At 64.4% G+C, this 22,912-nt stretch carries 19 protein-coding genes and 3 pseudogenes; 14 read left to right on the top strand and 8 right to left on the bottom strand.

The genetic code is table 11. The features are described from left to right. Positions 1-10 precede the first annotated feature (10 nt). Positions 11-289, bottom strand: coding sequence for a DUF3551 domain-containing protein (locus tag IVB19_RS36040; RefSeq protein ID WP_083926408.1), 279 nt, complete (start codon positions 287-289; stop codon positions 11-13). Positions 290-435: 146 nt separating this feature from the next. After that, positions 436-1,410 carry a Bug family tripartite tricarboxylate transporter substrate binding protein gene (locus tag IVB19_RS36045; RefSeq protein WP_018455852.1) on the bottom strand — a complete coding sequence of 325 codons (975 nt, stop codon included), beginning with the start codon at positions 1,408-1,410 and terminating at the stop codon, positions 436-438. A gap of 125 nt (positions 1,411-1,535) precedes the next feature. On the opposite strand from IVB19_RS36045, the gene IVB19_RS36050 reads away from it, so the two are divergent. Both IVB19_RS36050 and IVB19_RS36055 read left to right on the top strand, forming a co-directional pair. Then, the gene (locus IVB19_RS36050) at positions 1,536-1,955 is read left to right on the top strand and encodes a VOC family protein (protein ID WP_018455851.1); all 420 of its coding nucleotides are present in this window, start codon (positions 1,536-1,538) and stop codon (positions 1,953-1,955) included. Between the two features lie 107 nt (positions 1,956-2,062). Further along, positions 2,063-3,643: an AMP-binding protein gene (locus IVB19_RS36055; protein WP_018455850.1), complete on the top strand. Its 1,581-nt coding sequence runs from the start codon at positions 2,063-2,065 to the stop codon at positions 3,641-3,643. Between the two features lie 53 nt (positions 3,644-3,696). Here IVB19_RS36055 and IVB19_RS36060 read toward each other — a convergent pair whose 3' ends face one another. The 3 genes from IVB19_RS36060 to IVB19_RS36070 all read right to left on the bottom strand — a co-directional run bounded on the left by IVB19_RS36060 (position 3,697) and on the right by IVB19_RS36070 (position 7,826). Then, positions 3,697-4,791, bottom strand: a complete 1,095-nt coding sequence (locus IVB19_RS36060; RefSeq protein WP_085349734.1) for an HD-GYP domain-containing protein — start codon at positions 4,789-4,791, stop codon at positions 3,697-3,699. 264 nt (positions 4,792-5,055) lie between these two features. Continuing rightward, on the bottom strand, positions 5,056-7,338 hold the full coding sequence (locus IVB19_RS36065) for a xanthine dehydrogenase family protein molybdopterin-binding subunit (RefSeq protein ID WP_247295899.1): 2,283 nt from the start codon (positions 7,336-7,338) through the stop codon (positions 5,056-5,058). After that, entirely contained in the window at positions 7,335-7,826 is a 492-nt protein-coding gene (locus tag IVB19_RS36070; RefSeq protein ID WP_007616069.1) for a (2Fe-2S)-binding protein, read from the bottom strand. Before IVB19_RS36070 ends, IVB19_RS36065 begins: the two co-directional genes overlap by 4 nt. Positions 7,827-8,229: 403 nt before the next feature. Between IVB19_RS36070 and IVB19_RS40845 the strand changes: the two are divergent. The 5 genes and pseudogenes from IVB19_RS40845 to IVB19_RS36090 all read left to right on the top strand — a co-directional run. Continuing rightward, positions 8,230-8,316 (top strand): annotated as a pseudogene (locus IVB19_RS40845) (alpha/beta fold hydrolase); the annotation flags it as partial. After that, positions 8,280-8,894: an alpha/beta fold hydrolase gene (locus IVB19_RS36075; protein WP_524536726.1), complete on the top strand. Its 615-nt coding sequence runs from the start codon at positions 8,280-8,282 to the stop codon at positions 8,892-8,894. The pseudogene IVB19_RS40845 and the gene IVB19_RS36075, both read left to right, overlap by 37 nt. 20 nt (positions 8,895-8,914) lie before the next feature. After that, positions 8,915-9,250 (top strand): hypothetical protein, encoded by a 336-nt coding sequence (locus IVB19_RS36080; protein ID WP_026233039.1) that lies wholly within the window; start codon positions 8,915-8,917, stop codon positions 9,248-9,250. 240 nt (positions 9,251-9,490) lie between these two features. Further along, positions 9,491-10,165, top strand: a complete 675-nt coding sequence (locus tag IVB19_RS36085; RefSeq protein WP_018455844.1) for a dienelactone hydrolase family protein — start codon at positions 9,491-9,493, stop codon at positions 10,163-10,165. 136 nt (positions 10,166-10,301) lie between these two features. Continuing rightward, complete coding sequence (locus IVB19_RS36090) at positions 10,302-10,784, top strand: hypothetical protein (protein ID WP_026233038.1); 483 nt, start codon at positions 10,302-10,304, stop codon at positions 10,782-10,784. A 100-nt stretch (positions 10,785-10,884) separates the two neighbouring features. Here IVB19_RS36090 and IVB19_RS36095 read toward each other — a convergent pair whose 3' ends face one another. The 3 genes from IVB19_RS36095 to IVB19_RS36105 all read right to left on the bottom strand — a co-directional run bounded on the left by IVB19_RS36095 (position 10,885) and on the right by IVB19_RS36105 (position 12,927). Next, positions 10,885-11,628, bottom strand: a complete 744-nt coding sequence (locus tag IVB19_RS36095; RefSeq protein WP_018455842.1) for a polysaccharide biosynthesis/export family protein — start codon at positions 11,626-11,628, stop codon at positions 10,885-10,887. Between the two features lie 195 nt (positions 11,629-11,823). Beyond that, positions 11,824-12,480 carry a peptide-methionine (S)-S-oxide reductase MsrA gene (gene msrA / locus IVB19_RS36100; protein ID WP_026233037.1) on the bottom strand — a complete coding sequence of 219 codons (657 nt, stop codon included), beginning with the start codon at positions 12,478-12,480 and terminating at the stop codon, positions 11,824-11,826. 129 nt (positions 12,481-12,609) lie between these two features. Beyond that, on the bottom strand, positions 12,610-12,927 hold the full coding sequence (locus tag IVB19_RS36105) for a hypothetical protein (protein ID WP_007616084.1): 318 nt from the start codon (positions 12,925-12,927) through the stop codon (positions 12,610-12,612). A 420-nt stretch (positions 12,928-13,347) separates the two neighbouring features. On the opposite strand from IVB19_RS36105, the gene rpsT reads away from it, so the two are divergent. From rpsT to IVB19_RS40850, 7 genes and pseudogenes are all read left to right on the top strand, one after another. Next, the gene (gene rpsT, locus IVB19_RS36110) at positions 13,348-13,614 is read left to right on the top strand and encodes a 30S ribosomal protein S20 (protein ID WP_007598259.1); all 267 of its coding nucleotides are present in this window, start codon (positions 13,348-13,350) and stop codon (positions 13,612-13,614) included. A gap of 1,280 nt (positions 13,615-14,894) precedes the next feature. After that, positions 14,895-16,307 (top strand): chromosomal replication initiator protein DnaA, encoded by a 1,413-nt coding sequence (gene dnaA, locus IVB19_RS36115; protein ID WP_026233035.1) that lies wholly within the window; start codon positions 14,895-14,897, stop codon positions 16,305-16,307. A gap of 380 nt (positions 16,308-16,687) precedes the next feature. After that, positions 16,688-17,806 carry a DNA polymerase III subunit beta gene (gene dnaN / locus IVB19_RS36120; RefSeq protein WP_007598262.1) on the top strand — a complete coding sequence of 373 codons (1,119 nt, stop codon included), beginning with the start codon at positions 16,688-16,690 and terminating at the stop codon, positions 17,804-17,806. 210 nt (positions 17,807-18,016) lie between these two features. Next, a pseudogene (locus IVB19_RS36125) lies at positions 18,017-18,381 on the top strand (endonuclease domain-containing protein). A gap of 89 nt (positions 18,382-18,470) precedes the next feature. After that, positions 18,471-19,607: a DNA replication/repair protein RecF gene (recF, locus tag IVB19_RS36130; RefSeq protein ID WP_018455838.1), complete on the top strand. Its 1,137-nt coding sequence runs from the start codon at positions 18,471-18,473 to the stop codon at positions 19,605-19,607. A 120-nt stretch (positions 19,608-19,727) separates the two neighbouring features. After that, positions 19,728-20,471 (top strand): hypothetical protein, encoded by a 744-nt coding sequence (locus IVB19_RS36135; protein WP_026233034.1) that lies wholly within the window; start codon positions 19,728-19,730, stop codon positions 20,469-20,471. A gap of 124 nt (positions 20,472-20,595) precedes the next feature. Beyond that, positions 20,596-22,646, top strand: a pseudogene (locus IVB19_RS40850) (hypothetical protein). Positions 22,647-22,912 lie beyond the last annotated feature (266 nt).

Below are 22,912 nucleotides of genomic sequence, written 5' to 3' on the forward strand. Positions count from 1 at the left end.
AGCCAGCTCGCTAGTACGGCGCGACGGGGCGCGGCCGCCGGTGCGATCGCGGTTGCGCCGGAGAAACCTGGCTGTAGGCAAAGCGGGGATTGCGATCGCAGTACAGCAGCCGGCCGGACACGCTGGCTTGGCATTGTTCATAGCTGCTGTAGGAGCATTCCCCCGGATAATCATACTCACCGCCCTGGGCACACCAAGGATAGTCGCGCGCCGCTGCCGGCGTAACCGTCGCGAAGCCGGCAAGGGCTGTCACGCCGAGTGCCACCAGCACCAATTGCGTCTTACGCATGATCTACTCCTCTCCTCACAGCGCATCATACGCGCCATATACCCATCAGGTTTCACGAAGCCGCTTTATTCCAGCTCAATGGCACGGCATCCAAGAAAAAAGCCCTGCCGAACGGCAGGGCTCCATTCCCGGACATCACAAGATCGCTACTCGACCTTCAGGCCGGCGAACTCGACCACCTTCTTCCATTTCTCGGTCTCGGCCTTGATCTCGTCGCCGAACGCCTCGGGCGTCTGCGCCCGCGGCTCGCCGCCGAGTTCGACCAGGCGCTTGGCCATGTCCGGCTCCTTTATCAGCGTGTTGATCTCGCTGTTGAGCTTGGCGATGATCTCCTTGGGCGTGTTCTTCGGCGCCCCCATGCCGAACAGCGCGCTCGCCTCGTAGCCCTTCACGGTCTCGCCGATCGCCGGCACGTCGGGCAGCTGCGGCGAGCGCTCCGCCGTGGTGACGCCGATGGCGCGGAGCGAGCCGGAGCGGATGTGCTGGATGATCGAGGGCATGTTGTCGAAGATCACCTGCACCTGGCCGCCGAGCATGTCGGTGATCGCGGGTGCGGCGCCGCGATAGGGCACGTGCTGCATCTTGCAGCCCGTCAGCGCCATGAACATCTCGCCGGACAGATGCACCGAGGTGCCGTTGCCCGAGGAGGCCATGTTGACCTTGCCGGGGTTGGCCTTCACGTATTCGATGAACTCGGCGACGGTCTTGGCCGGCACGTCCTTGTTGACGGTCATCACGTTCGGCACGCGCTGGAACGAGGCGACCGGCGCGATATCGCGCACGAAGTTGAATTTCAGGTTGGTGTAGAGCGAGGCGTTGATGAAGTTGGCCGGATTGACCAGTTGCAGCGTGTAGCCGTCGGGTTCGGCGTTGACGACCGATTCGGTGGCGATATTGTTGCCGGCACCCGGCTTGTTTTCGATCACGAATTGCTGGCCGAACTTCTCCGACAACCGCTGGCCGATCAGGCGCGCCAGGATGTCGGTGGCTCCGCCCGGCGGATAGCCGACCACCCATTTCACCGGATGGGTCGGGTAATCGGCGGCAAGGGCCTTCGACAGCGGGCTGGCTGCAAGCGGACTGGCGGCGAGCAGGCTCAGCGCGGTACGGCGTGTGATCATCTCAAGGGTTCTCCCAACGTGTTGTTCTTGAAGCCAGATAGCTTGAAAATGGCGTCGGCGCGGTTGTAACAAAGCTTGCCGCAGGCGCAAAGTACACGGGGTGCATCACGACGAAAGGATAAGGCATGGCGGTCAAGGTCGAAGCCCTCGATCATCTCGTGATCAACGTCGCGAACGTCGCAGTGACCGCCGAGTGGTACGGCAAGATTCTCGGCATGGAAGTCAAGGTATTCGACCCCGGCGGCGGCAAAGCGCCGCGGACGTCGCTACAATTCGGTAACCAGAAGATCAACGTCCGGCCGCGCGATGCCGACAAGGTGGAGTGGTTCACCGCGGACCACCAGACCGCCGGCAGCGAGGATCTGTGCTTCCTCACCTCCGCCAGCCCCGACGAGGTGGTGGCGCATTTGAAGGCACATGGCGTTGCGATCGAAGAGGGCCCGGTTCCCAAGCAGGGCGCCCGCGGCACGCTGCGCTCGGTCTATTGCAGGGATCCGGATGGCAGCCTGATCGAGATTTCGTCATACGAGGACGGCGGCCGGTAAGGCCAAGCCGCCTGCCCCACGCACCGTCGCATGAGGGCTGAGAGAGCAGGAAGACGCAATCATCAAAACGCGGCCGCCGGCAAGATGCAGGCTGCACGGGAGGACATATGCCGACTTCGCAAGCCGCCGCCGGAATCGTCGGCCCATTCGACGGGCTCGATGTGCCTTGGCTGCTGAAGATGCGGGCTGACGTGCGCAGCTCACATCCGTTCCTGATCTGGGCGCCGTTCGACGCGCCTGCGCGGCGCTGGAGCTATGGCGAGTTTCACGAGCGGGTCGGCGCGCTCGCGGCGGGACTGACGAAGCGCGGCGTGAAGCCGGGCGAATATGTGCTCATTCACCTCGACAATTGCATCGAGGCGCTGCTGGCCTGGTTCGCCTGTGTCGAACTCGGCGCCATCGCGGTGACCACCAACACGCGCTCGGCGCCGGCCGAACTCGACTATTTTGCCGATCATTGCGGCGCGGTCGCCGCGATCACACAGCCGGCCTATGCCGAGATCGTCGCGCAGAATTGCCGCAACATCCGCTGGATGGCGGTGACTTCGCACGATGCGGGCGCGCCGCCCGGGAACCCGGTCTCACGCGGCGACAGCTTTGAGGAGCTGTTCGCCGATAGCGCCGACCGTCCCAGGCGCGCGATCGATCCGCTCGCGCCGTGCAGCGTGCAATACACCTCGGGCACGACATCGCGCCCCAAGGCGGTGCTGTGGACCCACGCCAACGCGCTGTGGGGCGCCAAGATCAACGCCGCGCACGAAGACCTGCACGCAAGCGACGTGCATCAGGCCTATCTGCCGCTGTTCCACACCAACGCGCTGGCCTATTCGATGCTGGCGACGCTATGGGTCGGCGCCACCTGCGTGATCCAGCCGCGCTTTTCCGCCAGCCGGTTCTGGGGCGCTGCGCGCGAGCACGGCTCGACCTGGACCTCGACGATCCCGTTCTGCATGAAGGCGCTGCTCGAGCAGGAGATCCCGAGCGATCACAAATTCCGTCTGTGGGGCACCGCGATCAACGAGCCGCCGGCCTTCGCCGCCTTCGGCGTCAAGATCATCGGCTGGTGGGGCATGACCGAGACCATCACCCACGGCATCGTCGGCGAGATCGACCAGCCCAACATCCCGATGTCGATCGGCCGCGCCGCGCCGGAATATGAAATCCGCATCACCGACGACGACGGGCGGCCGACCGAAATCGACGGCACCGGAAATCTCTCGATCAAGGGCATTGTCGGCCTGTCGCTGTTCGCCGCATATCTGCACAACGAAAAGGCGACGCGCGAGAGCTTCGACGAGCACGGCTTCTTTCTCACCGGTGACCGCGTGGGGCGGCTGGAGAACGGCTACATTCGCTTCGCAGACCGCAGCAAGGACATGCTGAAGGTCGGCGGCGAGAACGTCGCCGCGTCGGAGATCGAGCAGGTGGTCGCACTGGTCCCCGGCGTGCGCGAGGCCGCCGTGGTGGCGAAGACGCATCCAATGCTGGACGAGGTGCCGGTCGTCTTCATCATCCCGCAGGGTGGCGTCGCCGGTGCCCGGCCTGATCTGCACGACGCCGTGATGGCCGCCTGCCGCGCCGGCCTCGCCGACTTCAAGATGCCGCGCGAGATCCGCTTCGTCGACGACATGCCGCGCTCGACGCTGGAGAAGGTGGCGAAGGCGGAGCTGAGGAAGATGGTGGGGTAGCACGAGCGATTACCACAACGTCGTCCTGGCTTTCGCCAGGACGACACCGGAGTTCAGAACGACCCCAGCGCCACCGGGCGGAACGCTTGCAACAGCTGCTGGTCCAGCTTGCCGCCCATGCCTTCCATCATCGCAAACGCGCGCGAGTGGGTGAAAGGCATGCGATAGGCGCGCTTCTCCACGAGTGCCGCGTAGATGTCGACGATGGTCGTGACCCGCACGATATCGCTGATCTGGTTCGACGAGAGATTGTTGGGATAGCCGGAGCCGTCGAGGAATTCGTGGTGATGCAGCACGACGTCCAGCATCTCCGGCGGGAAGCCGCCTTGAGCCGCGAGCGCGTCATAGCCGCGGCGCGGATGCTGGCGGACTTCAGCCATCTCCTCGTCGGTGAGCTTGCCGGGCTTGTCGAGCAGCGCGGAGGGAACGAAGGCCTTGCCGACATCGTGCAGCAGCGCGGCACGGGTCAGCCGGCGCTGGTCGTCCTCGCGCATGCCGAGGTGCTGGGCGAAGGAGACCGCAAATCCGGTCACGAACAGGCAATGCCGGTAGCTGCCGACATGGTGGCAGCCCACCGTGGTGAGCCACTCGCGCAGCGAGGAGTGCTTGATCGCCTTCAGGATCTTGCTCTCGGCGGCGATGACGTCGTCGAAGGTCAGGGGCACGCCGAGCGGCAGCTTCTCGAACATCTTCTTCAGCACCGCGTGCGCGGCCTCGACGCCGCGATTGAGCGTCTTGCCACGATCGGTCGCGTCATAGACGGCGGTGTCGGGGAAGGCGGCACGGATGCGCTGCAGGATGTCCTCAGGCTGAAGCGGCCGCGAGATGGTGTCGGTGGCGCCCAGCGCCCAAGCCTGCATGGTGCCGTGATGCAGGGCGTCCGCAAGCACGAACAGACGAGGCATGGCGCGATAGGCGTCGCCGCGCAGCTTGTTGCGCACCCGCTGCACGCTGTCGGGCGAGCGCAGATTGATGTCGACCACGAGGCCGGAGAGATCGCGCGAGGGCTGCTCGGGGAGCTCCTGCGTCGTTACCGTGGCAACGTCGCCGACCGCCTTGAGAATGCTGGCGAGCTCGGTGCTCTCGTCGCTCCGGTCGGAGGCGAGCAGAAGCCGGCGTTTGGCGGCGGGTTTGGCTGAGGCGTTCATGGCTTCCCCAAGAGCACGGGCGTGTTTCGGGCAAAAGCCTAAGCCGGATCAGGTTCTCCGGCCCTTAAGAGGCGTGCTCAATGGAACCCTGCGGAATCTGGGACAATTTTACGGAATTCGCGTCCCCGGCGGTTCCAATCAAAAACCTCGAAAACAACCCCATGCACAGTAGAGATGTGGTTGCAAACACAGGGCTTTTTTAACGACGAATCCGCCGGGGGCTGCCCCCGGCGGATCATGTCAGGTCAACAATCGCAACCAGCCTTACGCCTTCATCGCGCCCTTCACGGCTTCGGCCGTGATCGGCAGGGCCCGGACGCGGGCGCCCGAGGCGTTGAAGATGGCATTGCCGATCGCGGGTGCGATCACTGTCACCGCGGGTTCGCCGACGCCAGTGGCCTTTTCGCCATTGGCGATCACGGCGATCGCGACCTCCGGCACCTGGCTCATGCGCAAGGGCGTGTAGCTGTCGAAATTGGTCTGTTCGATGCCACCGTCCTTCAGCGTCGCCTTCTCGTACATCGCCAGTGACAGGCCCCACAGCGCCGCACCCTCGACCTGGGCGCGGATGTTGTCGGGATGCACCTGCGTGCCGACATCGGTGGCGACCGTGAGCTTCTTCACGGTCACTTCGCCCGATGGCGCCACGGCGACGTGAGCGACGCAGGCCGTCCAGCTTGCGGTCGCGCGTTCCTGCGACGAGACGCAGGCCACGCCCATGCCCTCACCTTTCGGCAGCTTCCTGGTGCCGTAGCCGGCAAGACCCATCGCGGCGAGCAGCGTATTGCGCAGCCGCTGCGCACCGCCGTCGTTCTTGCCGGCGCCGTCGAGCAGCGAGATGCGGAACTGCGCGGGGTCCTTGCCCGCCGCCGCCGCGATCTCGTCGATCATGCTTTCGACCGCCCAGAAGGTCCAGCCCGGCGCGACCGAGCGGAGCTGGCCGGACGGCGTCGCGTTGTGCGCCATCTCGTTCTTGATCGCGCGCACATGATGGTTGGGCACGGTGTAGAAGAAGTCGGCCCCGTTCACCGTGAAGGAGTCGAGCGGACCCTTCTTGTCGACCGAGGGCGTCAGGAAATCGGGTATTCCCCAGCGCTGGGTCGGCCACGCCGAAACCACGTCGTGGCTGAGCGCGATGAGCTTGCCGTCGCCGTCCACGCCTGCCTTCACTTTCTGGTAGGTGAGCGGACGCGAGAAATCCATCGTCATGTCGTTCTCGCGCGTATAGATCACCTTCACCGGCTTGCCGATGGCCTTCGCCGCCTGCACCGCCGGAATCATCATGTCGGCATCGAGCCTGCGGCCAAAGCCGCCGCCGAGCCACATCTGATGCATGACCACGAACTTCGGATCGATCCCGGCCGCACCCGCCGCGATCGCGCCGGAGCGCGTTGCGAACTGGTTGCCGGAATAGATGTGCAGGATCTCGCCCTTGAACTCCGCAGTGGCGTTCATCGGCTCCATCGGCGCATGGATATTGATGCTGGTGGTGTACTCCGCCTCCAGCACCTTGGCCGCCGTGCCGAACGCCGCCGCGGGATCGCCGTCCTTGACGAAGAACTGGCCGGAATCCTCCTGCTTCTGAAGCCGCATGGCCTCGTCGAGCAGCGACTGGCTCGACACCTTCGCGTTTGGACCGCCGTCATAGGCGATCTTGAGCGCCTGCGCCGCCTTCTTGGCGTTGGCATATGTGCCGGCGACCGCGACGACCCAGCCCGAGGTCGTTCCGGTCTTGTCGTCGAGGGTGACGGCCTTGATGAAGCCCGGCACTTTCTTGGCGGCACTGTCGTCGACCGATTTCACCGTGGCGCCGAAGCGCACGGGCGGCGTCACGACCGCGCCATAGGCCATGCCTAGCAGCATCACGTCGATGCCGTATTTGGCCGTGCCGTTGGTCTTGGAGGGAATGTCGAGCTGCGGCACCGACACGCCGATCATGGTGTATTGATCCGGCGTCTTCAGCTTGATCGCCTTCAGCTCGTCCGGCGTGAAGGTTTTTGTCGCCTTGCCGCTCTTGACGACATCGGCGAAGGACATCGCCTTCTTCGACTTCGGGTGCGAGATCATGGAATCGCGCACCACGAGCTCCGACGCCGGCACGCCCATCGCGGCGGCCGCGCCTTCTGTCAACGCCATCCGCCCGGCAGCGCCGGCGCGGCTCATGGCCTCGAAGTTCATCATGGTCGACCAGCTGCCGCCGGTGATCTGAGCGCCCAACACGGGATCGTTGAACTTCGGATCGTTGGAGGCAAGCTGTACGCGCATGTCGCTCCACTTCGCGCCCAGCTCTTCGGCCACGATCTGCGCCATGGTGGAGGCGATGTGCTGGCCCATGTCGGCCTTGCCGCAGGTGACGGTGACGAGACCATCGGGCGCGATCGCGTACCAAACGCTCGGCTCGAAGTTCGAAGGCGCCGCAAGCGCCTCACCGATGCCGGGCACGCCGGCATAGCCGAGCACGAGGCCGGCGGCCGCTGTGCCGACCAGGAAGGAGCGGCGGCTGAGATCGGTCGCCTCGGGCGCAACGTTGTTCACGTGCTTGTTCATGTGGGCCTCCGCTCGTTGCCGGAGGCGGATGCGGTGCGCATCTCGGTTGCGGCGCGCATGATTGCCTTCTGGATCCGCGAATAGGTCATGCAACGGCAAAGATTGCCGTCCATATGCGCCACGACCTCTTCCTTGGTCGGGTTGGGATTCTTCGCCAGCAGCGAGGCCGCCTGCATGATCTGACCGGACTGACAGTAGCCGCATTGCGGCACCTGTTCGGCGATCCATGCCTTCTGCAAGGGATGGTCGCCCTTGGCGGCGAGGCCTTCGATGGTGGTGATCTTCTTGCCGGCGACATCGCCGACCATGGTCTGGCACGAACGCACGGCTTCACCGTTGACGTGCACGGTGCAGGCCCCGCACAGGCCGGCACCGCAGCCGAATTTGGTGCCGGTCATCTGCAATTGCTCGCGGATCGCCCAGAGGAGCGGCGTGTCGTTCGCCGCATCCACGGACAGACTCCGCCCGTTGATGGTGAGAGTTGGCATAGGCGTCTTCCCCTGCCGGTGCATGAAGCCGCTTACGGCGGCAACTTGAGTAGCGGACGCCCACCGGGCCGGCGCCAGCCTTGATCGCAAGAATGATCGCGTTCAGGCGCGGAGGCAAATGCAATTTGGAATCGATCGAAACAAACGAGGCGCGCGCATCTTGTGCGTTGCGAGAACAGCGGTGATGCAGCGGCTGAACGCAACAGAGTGCACGCCAAGCAGGCAGGCCATCGCATTCAGGCAGTTTCCTCCGAGTAACCCGGCGCGTTAAGATGGGGGAAGACAAGATAATAAGGTGGATGCAATGCCTAAGATCGATCGGGACGGCGTTGGAATCCATTACGAGGTTCATGGCGAGGGCTGGCCGCTGCTGCTCACCCACGGCTACTCATCGACTTCGGCAATGTGGCATGGGCAGGTCGAGGCACTTGCCCGGGATCACAAGCTGATCTTGTGGGACATGCGCGGTCACGGCCAGTCCGACTATCCCGACGATCCCGCCGCTTACAGCGAAGCACTCACCGTCGGCGACATCGCCGCGATCCTCGATGTGGCGGCACGGAGCGCGCCATCATTGGCGGGCTCTCGCTCGGCGGCTACATGTCGCTTGCCTTCGCTCGCGCGCATCCAAAGCGCGTCCGCGCGCTGCTGATCATCGACACCGGCCCCGGCTTCAAGAAGGACGATGCACGCGAGGCCTGGAATGCGCGCGCGCTCGCCACTGCCGACAAATTCGATCGCGAAGGGCTCGACGTGCTGAAGGCGGCAACGCGCGAGCGCGCCACCGCGAGCCATCGCGATGCCAGGGGATTGGCGCTCGCCGCACGCGGCATGCTGACCCAGCGCGATGCGAAGGTGATCGAGCTGCTGCCGGAGATCAAGGTGCCCAGCCTGATCGTGGTCGGCGCCGACGACACGCCGTTCCTAGCTGCCTCGGACTACATGGCCGCGAAAATTCCCGGCGCACAAAAAGTCGTGATCCCCGCCGCCGGACACGCCGTCAACATCGACCAGCCACAGGCTTTTGTTGACGCGGTGCTGCCTTTCCTGAAGAACTTGCCGGAATAGGTCGGACAGGAACAGTGGCGATGAAGCGAGCTATATTGGCTGCGGGCGCGGTGTTGCTGTCAGCATCCGCGCAAGCCGAGCAACTCGGCGGGACATTGCCCCGCCTGCCCTTCGTCGCGACCTTGTCGAACAACACGCCGCTCGCTTTCGGCATGGATGCCGACCAGACTGCGCGGGCGCTGGGGCAACCGCTGCAATATGTGCGGGGACGCCCCGGCAACGAGATCTATCTCGCCCTTCGCAACATCGGCGGCAGCAGACTGATCCCCACCCGTCACCGCCTGTTCCTGCAATTCCGCCACGGACGGCTGGCGGGCTGGAAGGAGGATTATGGCGAGAACTGGATGTGGGAGTGAGAGTGGCTTTTCATGACGCAGAGCAATCGTCTCTGCGCCATCATGCGTTGGAGCTGCCACATCGTCACGGCCGGGCTTGTCCCGGCCATCCACGATCTTTCCTACCGCACCAAGAACGTGGATGCCCGGGACATAGGCGAGCGGAAGCGACGCCGTCCTTCGGACGGCTACGCCCGGGCATGACGAGTTTGTGGAACGAGCGGAACCCGCAATCGAAGACTAACCAAAAGGACAACCCGCGTGCGACAGGACATCAAGCTGACGGCCTCCGACAAATTCCAGCTCAGTGCCTATCGCGCTGACCCCGCCGGCACGGCGAAGGGCGCGGTGGTGGTGATCCAGGAGATTTTTGGGGTCAACCATCACATCCGCTCGGTCTGCGATCGCCTCGCCGGGGAAGGCTATGTCGCGATCGCGCCGTCGATCTTCGACCGGACCTCGCCGGGCTTCCAGTCCGGCTACTCGCCCGACGAGATCGCGGAAGCGCGCAAGTTCGTCGCCAGTCCGGACTGGGACGCGATGCTGCGCGACACGCAGGCGGCGATCGATGCGGTGAAGAGCGTCGGCCCGGTCGGCATCATCGGCTTTTGCCTGGGCGGCAGCATCGCCTTCGTCGCGGCGACGCGGCTGTCGGGCCTGAAGGCCGCGATCGGCTATTACGGCGGCGCCGTCGTGCGCTATGCCGACGAGACACCAAAAGTTCCGACACAGCTGCACTTTGGCGAGAAGGATGCCGGCATTCCCCTGACCGACGTCGAGACCATCAAGACGAAGCGGCCGGACGTGGAGGTCTTCGTCTATCCGGGCGCGCAGCACGGCTTCCATTGCGACGAGCGGACGAGCTACGACAAGGCCAGCGCCGACATCGCCTGGCCGCGCAGCATGGAATTTTTCGCGAAGCATTTGAAATCGTAGCGCGCGCGGCTGTCTTCGCTGTCATTCCGGGCTCGCGCTTCGCGCGCCCCGGATGACGAGCAGGAATCGGGTGGCTGCATCCTGCTGCCCGGCGATAGAGCTGGCTGATCAAGCCAATTCGCGCCGGGAGATCATGATGCAGCAGGCCAATACGAACATCGTCATCCGCAATCCGTTCGGCACCATGGACGTGCCCGCGCCTGATGATCGCGACGTCATGGACTATGCCGCAACCGCCGCGCTTGCCGGCGATGCGGCTGACGTCAACGCGGCGGCATGGGCAATTATCGCGGCACAGTCAGACCCGCTCGACGGCATCTGGGCCAGCCGCTGGAATGGCGGCGCAGATCCGACCATTGCCGGCGATACGCCGCAAGCCTGGAAAGAAGGACGCGCGGAGGTGCGGGTCGCAGGCGAGCGCATTTTCCTCCGCTTCGACTGGGACCATGGCCGCCGGCACGGGCTGATCGATACGGCGCGTGATCGCGCGGGTCGCCTGGTCGGGAAATATATCAACCTGACCAACCCGGCGATCACACGGCCATGGGTTGGACTGGTGGTCGACGCCACCAGGATCGACGGATGTTTTCCGAACGGGCGTCTGGATTTCAGGCGGTGAGCTAGAGCTTCGGTTCTGATTGCATCAGAACCGAGGCTCTACATTCTTTTCTGACGCGTTTTCTTTACGCGAACCGGTATCCACTTCGCTCGAAAACGCTCTAGAACCAGCGCTCGCCGACAAACACGGTGTCGCCGGGGCTCAAGGGGGTGCCGAGCGGCACCACGGCGCGCATGGCGCCGCCGGCTTCGGTGTGCGTGACGGTGACCACGTCGCGCTTGGCGCGGGGCGAGAAGCCGCCGGCGATCGCGACGGCGCTTTCGACCGTCATGTTCGGCACGTAAGGATACTGGCCGGGCGCGGAGACTTCGCCGAGAATGAAGAACGGACGATAGGCCTCGATCTCGACGGCGACCGAGGGCTCGCGAATGTAGCCGTTGCGCAGCCTTGCGGCGATCTCGCCGGCAAGACCCGCGGGGGTGCGGCCGCGTGCCGGCACGCCGCCGATCAGCGGCATGGTGATGGAGCCGCCGGCGTCGATTGCGTAGCTGTTGGTGAGACCTTCCTGGCCGTAGACAACCACGCGCAGCTTGTCGCCGGCGTCGAGATGATAGGAGGCATCGTAGCGAACAGGCGCCGCCATCGGCGCGGCATAACCGACCGGCATGGGCGCAGGCGAGGCAAAGGAATTGCTGAGTGCTGCGATGGCACCGCCGCCACTGCCGACGACGGCGGGCTGCGGCGCGTTGTACGGCTGGCCATAGACCATCGAATCGAGATCGGCGCGCGGCTGCACATAGGCGACGGGACCAGCGGTTTGCATGCAGCCGCCAAGGGTCAGCGCGGCGGACGCTGCCAGGGATGCTGCCGAGATCGACCATCGAAACGCGCGTGCAACCGGCACCGGACTTATCCCTCGAAACGAGACAGATCCAGTGATGCACCGGTTATGGTTAATAAAGCGTTGAGGGGGCGGGTGGCTTGGCAATGGTACCAAACACTCCGTCATGCCCGGGCTCTTCCCGGGCATCCACGTTCTTGGTGCCGCACGAAATATCGTGGATGGCCGGGACAAGCCCGGCCATGACGAGGGACCAGCTTACGCGCTCACACCGACGCCGATCGGGCAGGACACGCCGGTGCCGCCCAGGCCGCAATAGCCGGCGGGATTCTTGGCCAGATATTGCTGATGATAGTCCTCGGCAAAGTAGAATTCGCCGGCGGGTGCGATCTCGGTGGTGATGGTGCCGAGACCTTTTGCAGCAAGCGCCTTCTGATAGAGCGCCTTCGATTGATCGGCCGCTTTCTTCTGCGCGTCTGAATAGGTGTAGATCGCGCTCCGGTACTGCGTGCCGACGTCGTTGCCCTGACGCATGCCCTGCGTCGGGTTGTGGCTCTCCCAGAACGTCTTCAATAGCTTCTCGTACGACACCTTGGTGGGATCGAACACGACCAGCACCACTTCGGTGTGACCGGTGCGGCCCGAGCAGGTCTCTTCATAGGTCGGGTTCGGCGTGTGGCCGCCGGCATAGCCGACAGCAGTCGTGTAAACGCCGTCGCCGAGCTCCCAAAACTTGCGCTCGGCGCCCCAGAAGCAGCCGAGCCCGAACACCGCCTGCTCGAGACCGGCGGGATAAGGCGGCTGCAACTTCGCGCCGTTGACGAAATGGGTGGTCGCGGTCGGAATGGCTTGCGCACGGCCCGGCAGCGCTTCCGCGGCGCTCGGCAATGCGGTGGTCTTGCGCATGAACACCATGGACGGATCTCCGAACGAGCCGTGCATCGCCTGGGCTAATTACTCAGGCGGCGTGCTCGCGATCAGGTGGGAATATAGGTCTTTACGCACGGAGCGGCAGCCCTGTTACAGCGCGGCATGCTCGAAAGCTCAATCCCGGGAATAGCCGATCAACGGCTTGCGCGGGCGGAACAGGATCATCAGGAGGATGCCGAGAATGCCGAGGACGGCGAAAACCGGCTGATCCAGCACCAGGCGGATCACCGAGGTCCACAGCCAGGGCGCCTTGGCCTCAACCCAGGTCCGGAATGCCGTCTGGCTGGCCTGATTGATGTCGTTCCAGAACTGGCCGAAGCGGGTGAACCGCAGGGTCTGGTCGGCCACCCAGCGGGCGCCATCATAGACCATGAAGATGAACCCGCCGGCGAGCAGCAACAGCCCAATCAGTCGGAAAAAGCCGCGGATCATGCCTCACCCTATATAGTCGTCCGATCGGACGACCCTCGGAACGCCGCCAGCCAATACAAGGGAGACGGCAGAAATTCAACCTCTTCAGGGCGTTACGGCACTCATCCCGGCTCTGAGGGGCTGCTTTTGCAGCCCGGGAAAGCGTTGACGGTGCCGAAGACCCTCTCTATAAGGGCGCCAACTGGCGGCGGGCGCAATCCTGCCGCCGCTGTTCTTTGAGCAGATGCAGGCTCTTTGGGCTTAGAGGCTTCTTGGGCTGAGAGGCTCCTTGGGCCTCAGAGGCAGCCGCAAGGCCGTCGCTCATGTTCCGGGAACAGCCTAGCAACCGAACACCCTAATTCCGAGCGTCGATTACGCGGTCAAGCAAGCCGGCGCTACCCGACGAAGACGCGACCGGTACCCGCAAAGGACATTGAGACCATGGCCAATACCACTTCCGCCAAGAAAGCGACGCGCAAGATCGCCCGCCGCACCGCTGTCAACAAGTCGCGCCGCACCCAGATGCGCGGTGCCGTACGTAACGTCGAAGAAGCGATCAAGACCGGCGACCGCGCCGCTGCCGTGACGGCGCTGGCGAATGCCGAGCCCGCCTTGATGCGCGCCGCGCAGCGAAACATCATTCACAAGAACAATGCCAGCCGCAAAGTCTCGCGGCTCACCGCGCAGATCGCCAAGCTCGCCAAGTAAACTCGCGAGCGTTCTGGCACGCCGTCCGATCGAGTCGTTCGATCGGGCGATCACATCGCACATCACACGCGTCAAATAGCCCGGCCTCACGCCGGGCTTTTTTGTTGCCCGTCATATTCACGCAAGCAGTCACGCGTCGAACGACCTTCGATCGGAGGATTGCGGCGCTTGCACCATGACGCGTCCGTAGTTTTACCTGCGAATGGTTTTGCAACAGCGGAAACTTGCACCGCGGTGCAAAAAGCCCCTGCGAGGCGGGCGCAAGTTGAATTCGCGGGCTTGCGAGTTCTGCACACCGTAGTTTCCCCGGATCGCGTCACGCGATGGAGTTACCCTGTGAAACGAGACTCAAAAAACGATGGCTCGCTAACAACTTATCGACATAGTGAGGCCAAGCATTTGGAAAATTCACCCGCGCGTCGCGCGCGTGACGCTTTTGTAAAAAATTTTTGGCGGTGGCGGAGAATTGTCACATCGGACGCGGCATCTTCGATTCTGTGCACGAATCCAAAAACTTGCTCTGAAGCCTGTGCACAAGTGCCGCGTGGCGTTAACGCAGATCAAGATTTTTGATGCCTCAAGTGTGAATCAATTCCGTTGCGAGTCTTTCCGCATAGTGTATTCCTTAAGACGTCAGCGGCGCCCACGATCTTGAGACCAGCGCGGTATCGGAAACGGGGCGAGCGTGCAAATCGGCGGCGGTGTGCACGTAGGCGACGCTTCAACAAGCGATTGTCGGATCAAAACCCACAGCAATGTGGGAACGGTAGCTCTTTGTCTGAATGTCTCCAAGCGGGATCTTTCTCTCGCGCTTAAGAGACATCTTGAAAGCTGCCCCGACAGGCATGATGGCGAAGCCGAGCGGACGACGAGTACACGGGCAGGCATCCGACTACGAAGCGGGTGTCGTTTGGACACGCAGGACCTTGTCGTGAGCAATCACGGCAGGACGGGGAGGTATCATGTCTTACGAACTCAACGCGGTATTGAAACACATTTCGACTTCCAGCATTTCGACTTCCAGCGATGCCGTTTTAGATCCGTCGGACATCAAGCCTCCCGCGTGTAACGGAGCGCCGAGTACGCGCTGACCTCGCGACCCCTCCATCTCTAGACATTGCTGATCGGACGCGGCGTTTCCGCCGAACGGTCGAGCCATGCCTGCAGGTGAAATCGCTTGAGGTCCCGCCATCGCAAATATCCCTGAGCAGGTATCCCTGGCAGGAACTCAGCATGGCGCTCACCACGCAACCTTATCTCTCAAGAAAAGTTCTCAAATGATGACAACCCCGGAACAGGATCGCTGGTCACGCGTGAAGAGTCGGCTGCGCTCGAACGTAGGCGAGGACGTCTATACGAGCTGGTTCGCGCGCATGGATCTGGAAGGCGTCCAGGACGAGAGCGTGCGTCTGTCGGTGCCAACCCGCTTCCTGAAGAGCTGGATCCAGGCCCATTATGCCGAGCGCGTGCTGTCGTGCTGGCAGGCCGAGATGCCGGAAGTGCATCGCATCGATCTCACCGTGCGCTCGGCCGTGCGCCCCGTGGTGCAGCAGAAGGAAGCGCCCGCGCCGGTCGAAACGCGCCGCTCGCCTGCGCCGGAGCTGCGCTCGACCGCGACCGCGCCGGTCTCGGCCAATCATGATGCACTCGGCGGCTCGCCGCTCGATCCGCGCCTGACGTTTGCGAGCTTCGTCGTCGGCCGTTCCAACACGCTGGCGCATGCGGCTGCGCGTCAGGTCGCCGAGGGTCGTCGCGGCGATCCCGTCATGTTCAATCCGCTCTACATCCATGCGGGTGTCGGCCTCGGCAAGACGCATCTCTTGCAGGCGGTGACCTGGGCCGGCAATTCCGGCAACGAGCGCAAGGTGCTTTATCTCACCGCCGAGAAATTCATGTACGGCTTCGTCGCCGCGCTGAAGACGCAGACGGCGCTCGCCTTCAAGGAAGCGTTGCGCGGCATCGACGTGCTCGTGATCGACGATCTCCAGTTCCTGCAGGGCAAGTCGACCCAGGCCGAGTTCTGCCACACGCTGAACGCGCTGATCGATGCCGGCCGCCAGGTCGTGATCGCGGCCGACCGTCCGCCGTCCGACCTCGAAAGCCTCGACGACCGCGTGCGCTCGCGGCTGGCCGGCGGCCTCGTGGTCGAGATGGCCTCGCTCGGCGAGGAGCTGCGGCACGGTATTCTCAAGTCGCGCGTCGCAGCCGCCCGCGCCCATCATGCGACCTTCGAGGTGCCGGAGGAGGTGCTGACCTATCTGGCCCGCGCCATCACCCATAACGGCCGGGATCTCGAAGGCGCGATCAACCGCCTGCTCGCGCATTCGAAGCTCAACAATCGGCCGGTGACGCTGGAGATGGCGGAGCACGAGGTGCGCGACCTGATCCGGCCGCAGGAACCGAAGCGGATCAAGATCGAGGACATCCAGCGCGTGGTGGCACGGCAGTATAATGTCAGCCGCTCCGATCTCCTGTCCTCGCGCCGGACCGCCAACGTGGTCCGTCCGCGCCAGGTGGCGATGTATCTCGCCAAGACGCTGACCTTGCGATCGCTCCCCGAGATCGGCCGCCGCTTCGGTGGGCGCGACCACACCACGGTGCTGCACGCCGTGCGCAAGATCGAGGCCCTGGTTTCCAAGGACACGGCGCTGTCGGACGAGGTCGAATCGCTCAAGCGCCAGCTTCAGGAATAAACGCCTATTTGCTTCTGCGCGGGTGCGACCACATCCAAGCTGCATCGGAGGTCGTCATGCCCGGGCCTGTCCCGGGCATCCACGTTCTTAGGACCGCGAACCCAGACGTGGATGGCCGGGACAAGCCCGGCCGTGACGGGCGCAGAGACGTCCCTGGCCGGCGAGGCGTTCAGCGCGTTGCGGAAACATAGGTAAATCGTGGGGAACTGCCCGCAATCCCTTGAATCCGGGGGCCATCCGCGCCACCTTGCGCGACCCTGACGGCTTTGGTCATATCGGCTGGATGATCCGGCTTTCCGGGGTCTTCGGTGCCGTGGCGCGCGTCCCGCCGCCCGGCTTTTCCAGATTTGTGTTTCCTTGGGGATCGGGCGAGTAGTGCAATGAAGGTTACGGTCGAACGCGCGCAACTCCTGAAGTCGCTGGGCCACGTCCACCGCGTGGTCGAACGCCGCAACACGATTCCGATCCTCGGCAACGTGCTTGTTAGGGCCGAAAACGCGAAATTGTCGCTGAAGGCGACCGACCTCGACCTCGAGGTCACGGAAACGCTCGCGGCGGAAACCGCGACCGCGGGCTCGACCACCGTGCCGGCGCACATGTTCTACGACATCGTGCGCAAGCTGCCGGATGGTTCGCAGATCGTGCTCGAAGCCGACGGCGACCGCGCCGTGCTGGCGATCCGTGCCGGGCGCTCCCGCTTCACGCTGCAGACCCTGCCGGAAAACGATTTCCCGGATCTCGCCGCCGGCGACATGTCGCATTCGTTCAGCCTCGCCGCCAAGGACGTCAAGCGGCTGATCGATCGCACCCAGTTCGCGATCTCCACGGAGGAGACCCGCTATTATCTCAACGGCATCTACCTGCATGCCGCGGGCTCCGCCAAAGCCGCCACCCTGCGCGGCGTCGCCACCGACGGCCACCGCCTCGCCCAGCTCGACCTGGTGCAGCCCAAGGGTGCCGAGGGCATGCCCGGCGTGATCGTGCCGCGCAAGACGGTCGGCGAGGTGCAGCGCCTGATCGAGGACAACGAGGCCGAGGTCACGATCGAGCTGTCGCAGGCCAAGATCCGCTTCACCATCGGCAATGTGGTGCTGACCTCGAAGCTGATCGACGGCACCTTCCCCGATTACGGCCGCGTGATCCCGCAGGGCAACGACAAGGAGCTCGTCGTCGACAAGAAGGATTTCGAGAACGCGGTCGACCGCGTCTCGACGATTTCCAGCGAGCGCGGGCGAGCCGTGAAACTCTCGCTGTCGCCGGGCAAGCTGGTGCTGTCGGTGACCAATCCGGATTCCGGCAGCGCGACCGAAGAGCTCGAAGTCGAATACGCCTCCGACGCCCTCGATATCGGCTTCAACTCCCGCTATCTGCTCGACATCGCCGCCCAGATCGAAGGCGACGTCGCAACGCTCCGGCTCGCCGACCCGGGCTCACCGACTCTGGTGCAAGACCGCGACGACAAGAGCGCGCTCTACGTGCTGATGCCGATGCGGGTGTGAGGGACGTGGTCCTCCTCTCGCGACACCTTTTATGCAGAGACAACCCCTCACCCGGCCTCGCTGCGCGAAGCCCCCCTCTCCCACAAGGGGAGAGGGGGAAGCTACAGCTTCGCCTGCCGAAACAAGCGCAATGCACGTTGCTGCGCCCTCTCCCCTTGTGGGAGAGGGCATCTCCACGGGCGGATACATACTCAGTCGGGTGAGGGGTTCGTGCCGCAGGAACCATCCCATCGGCCAGTCTCCAAACGTCTTCGCCAATTCGCGAAGAATATGCGGCACGAACCGGCGGATGCGGAAGCGGCAATGTGGCGCCTGCTCAGGCACCGGCAACTCTCCGCTTTCAAGTTTCGCCGGCAGGTCCCGTTCAACACCTACATTCTCGACTTCGTCTGCTTTGAGAAGCGCCTGGTGATCGAGATCGACGGCGGTCAGCACGGAGAATCACGACGCGATGCAGCGCGTGACGCAGCTCTCTCGCCGAAGGCTTTGTCATCGCGCGCTACTGGAACAACGACGTGCTCCAGCGACCCACTTCTGTATTGGAGGACATCCTTGCAAAGCTCGCCGAGCGGTAAGATACCCCTCACCCGTCGCCTCACCTTGTGAGGCGCCACCCTCTCCCACAAGGGGAGAGGGGAAGAATCGCGGCCACGACAAAGATCTGATGACCCCCTCCCGCATTCATCGCCTGACGCTGACGCATTTTCGTAATTACCGGGCGGCGGGGCTCGAGACGGCGGCCGACATGGTGGTCCTGGTCGGGCCGAACGGAGCGGGCAAGACCAATTGCATCGAGGCGATCTCGTTCCTGTCGCCGGGACGCGGCCTGCGGCGTGCGACGCTGGACGACGTCGCCGACAATCAGGGCGACGGCTCCTGGGCGGTGTCGGCACAGGTCGAGGGCGCGCTGGGCCTTGCCACGCTCGGCACCGGCATCGATCCGCCGTGCGCAGATAGCCCGGTCAGCCGGCGCTGCCGCATCGACCGCGAACCGGTCAATTCGGCGGCGGCGTTCGGCGACCACATCCGCATGGTATGGCTGACGCCGGCGATGGACGGGCTGTTCATGGGAGCGGCGTCCGAGCGGCGGCGCTTCTTCGACCGCCTGGTGCTCGCCATCGACAGCGACCATTCCAGCCGCATCTCCGCGCTCGAACGTTCGCTGCGTTCGCGCAACCGACTGCTCGAGACGCGCAATTACGACGACCATTGGTGTGACGCGATCGAGCGTGAGACCGCGGAGCTTGCGGTCGCGGTCGCCGCAACCCGCGGCCAGACCGCGGCGCGTCTGACCGGCATGCTGAACGCTCGCGCGCAGGCCTCCGCCTTCCCTTCGGCGCAGATCGCGCTCGACGGCTGGATGGAGAACGCGCTGCTGACGGAGACCGCGACGTCGGTCGAGGACCGCTACCGCCAGATCCTGCGCGACAACCGTCCGCGTGACGCCATCGCCGGCCGTACCACGGATGGTCCGCATCTCACCGATCTGCAGGTGATCTACGCGCCGAAAAGCATGCCGGCGCGCGATGCCTCGACCGGCGAGCAGAAGGCGTTGCTGATCGGGCTGGTGCTGGCGCATGCGAGCCTGGTCGCCGAGATGACCGGCATCGTGCCGCTGCTGCTACTCGACGAGGTCGTCGCGCATCTGGATCCCGGCAGGCGCGCGGCGCTGTTCGACGAGCTGCGCAAGCTCGGCGCGCAGGTGTGGTTGACCGGCGCAGACCCTGCCGCCTTCGCCGAGATCGGCGCCGGGGGCGAGATCTTTGACGTCGAAAGCGGACAGGTATCGGCCCGGCGCTAGTCGCCGCCGTTGAACCGGCCCCATTTCTGCCGCGACTAGTTGCCGGAGGCCGCGCCGACGGCGTCGCAGCCGTTTTGCAATCGCGCAATGACATGCCGCGCGAGACCCCTGGAGAGTGAGATGCGGACGGCAAGGTCCGGGGCGCAAGCTCCGGCACGATGGCGGGCGTTTGCGTGCGGCCTCGTCCTGCTCGCGATCTGCATGCTCGCTGCAAGGGCCGGCGCCGGGATGCCGCATCTCGCGGCGCTGTTTTCCGCCGATCTCACGCCGGATCCCGATGCCAGGCTGCTCGCACCGACCCGCTACAGCTTTCGAGGAATCCACACCACCCTGATGCGGGGCGTCGAAGCGCCGCTTCGGGTCAAGCTCGAGGCCACCGTGCCCGCCGAACTCGGCGACGTCCTAGCCTTCTACCGCAGGGAGCTCGGAAAGCTCGGCTGGCAGGAGCAGCACGATGGCGCCGTCGTCTCCGCCGATCACGTCCAGCTCGCGTTCGCATCTCCGCTCGGTCCGGCGATGCTGGAGCTCGGCCGCAAGGGCAGCAGCACCTTGGTTCATCTCGTGCAGAAGAACTCGGATACTGCAACCCGGGCGAACGTCATGCCCGAGCCGGGCCAGGCGAAGCTGGTGTTCAGCAACATCGGCGAGACGGAAGCCGTGCTCGGGATCAACGCGCACATCATCAAGCGCTCGGCCGGCGCTAACGCCGTCTCGCTGGATCTGGCGCCCGGCAGATATTCCTACGAACTGAACGTACCCGGCCGTCCGGCCCACAGCAATATCCTCACCGTCGCAGCCGGCGACGCCTGGGAGCTCACCATCGGGCGCGACGGCGAGGCATGGTCGCCGCTCCAGCTGTATTGAGCCGTCCGGATCTTTGAACCTGCCCGGTTCCTGCCGCGACTTCTCGTTTGAGACCCGCCGACGGTGTCGCAGCCGTTGCAATCGCGCGCGCCCAAGCGCCGCGCGGCATCCTGGAGACGTAACGATGGCGATGATCCCGCGCGGGATGCAAGTCCCGGCACGATGGCGGCTGCTTGCATGCGGTCTCTTCCTGATGGCGAGCTGCTCGATCGCGGCCGGCGCCGACGAGGGCATCGTCGACGTCCACGCGCTGCCCCAGCTCGAAGGTGCGGTGGAAGACATTTCGCGCCCCGATCCCTATAGCGTCGAATATCGCGTACCGATGCGGCAGGCCGTGACGCTGCCCGCGGTCCAAAAGCTCCTGCGCGACAACGGATGGGTGCCCTATGTGATGCCGCTTGAGGAGAAAAGCAGCCTGCTGAAGTTCAGGAAGGGACGACAAGGCCTTTCCGTTCATTTCACGCAGGCGCTCGGCCGGCCCGACCAGTCCGTGGTTTACTACACCACCGACCGGATGTACGGGAACGTGCCATTTCCGGAAGGCGCAAGTGACATCGTGTTCGACGGGACCCGGCCCTATCTCGGCTGCATCGCGCCGACGCCGCTCGATGCAACGTCGGATTTCTACAGCAGCCAGATGGCTGCGATCGGCTGGCAGAAGCTCACGCCGGAAACCGCCGCACGCTGGACCACCAGCCTGAATGAAACCGTTCCCAACGGCCTGCGCGCGTTCTACGCGCATGCCGATAGCAAGGAGACCGGCTTCTATCAGCAGAAGCCCGTGATGCTGACGCTGACGCGCCGCGACGATGGCCGCACCAATGTCGATATCCGGGTCGCCCCCTTCGCGCTGCCGAGCGAGCTCAAAGCCGATAGCGATCTGGCCGGCCTGCCGCGGCCGAGCCCGACCAAGACGGCCAGGGGGCTCGGCGGCGCGAGCGACAACAAGCGCGAAATGTCGATCTCCTCCTTGCTGGGACGCTTGAGCGCGATACGGCGCGCCGCAAATATGATTTCACCATGGTCAGCCTGACCGCGCAGGTGAAGGACTCCGCGCTTGCCGCCCGTGCCAAGGCGAAGAAAGAGGCGGACGACAAGTTCCTTGGGGATGCGTTAGGTGCGGCCAAGCAGCTCATCACCGCCGACGAAGCCAGGCGCAAGGTGCAGGCGGCCGCATTGTCCGACGCGCCGCTCAACGCGCAGGCCGACAGCAAGATTCCGGTGCCGCTGCCTGAAAACGCCGAGGGTGTGAAGTTCGAGAGCGACGAGGGCAGGCTCGAGTTCTCCTCGACCTCGAGCGTGAAGGCGCTCACTGCGTTCTATCGCGCATCGCTCAAGCCAGCGGGCTGGAAAGAGCAGCCCTCCGTCATCAATCAGCCCAACATGGCGGTGATGGAGTTCGCAAAGAGCGGCAAGTCGATCTCGATGACCGTGATGCAGATGGGACCGAAGGTGAACGTTAGCGCCAACGGCTCCGGTCTGGTCGTCGCCGCGGCGAAGCCCGTCGAGGCCAAATCGACCCAAGCCAAGGCGGTCCAGACCAAATCGAAGGAGCCGCTCACGCCCGATCCCGATTCGGCCCTGCCGGTGCCGACGCAGCACAGCTCGACCGGCATCAGCTCCACGAAATTTCCCGGCAGCGACCAGTCGTTCCGGACCGAGCTCGAAGCCAGCATCCCCGCCGAGCTTGGCGAGGTCCTCGCCTTCTATCGCGCGGAGCTGACCAATCGGGGCTGGCAAGAGAAGGCCGACGGCGCGATCGTGACGGCCGAGCGGGCGGAGCTCGCGTTCACCTCGCCGCAGGGGCCGGCCGTGCTGAAGCTTGGCCGCGCCCGAGACGAGACCACGGTCAGCCTGATGCAGCGAAATCCGCAGGCCGCGGCCAAGGCCGACATCATGCCGAAGGCCGGACAGGCCAGGCTGATGCTCGGCAATATGGGGCCGAAAGAAGCATCGCTGACGATCAACAATCAGACCGTAAAGATCGCGGCCGGCGCCGGCGGTCCGCAATCGCCGAAAGGCCCGATGCTCGATCTGCCGCCAGGCAAGTACCAGTACGCGCTGCGTCTGCCGGGACGCCCCACTCGCACCGAGATTCTCACAGTGGCCGCCGGCGATGCCTGGGGCCTCCTGGTGGGGCCAAACGGAGATGTGCTGCCGCTTCAGATGTATTGAGCTGCAAGGCCGTTCCGGGGCGTTCCAGGCGCCTCGGAACGCCCTCGTCCCCGCAAAATCCACGCCTTCCACGGCCCGAAACGGCTTCCCGAATCGCGCTTTTTCCAAGCCGCCGAATCGGGCTTCGAAGGCCTTGAAAATCGGCCAAAAAATTCTATTTAATCAAAGACTTGCCGGGGGATACTTTGCGCTAGGCGCAATCCGTCTTTCGTGGCACAAATAGCCCGCATATCAGCGCCTTTTGCGCCGCTGATTCGGGCGACATC

Origin of the sequence: Bradyrhizobium sp. 187 (assembly GCF_023101005.1) — a bacterium.
GTDB classification, from domain to species: domain Bacteria; phylum Pseudomonadota; class Alphaproteobacteria; order Rhizobiales; family Xanthobacteraceae; genus Bradyrhizobium; species Bradyrhizobium canariense_D.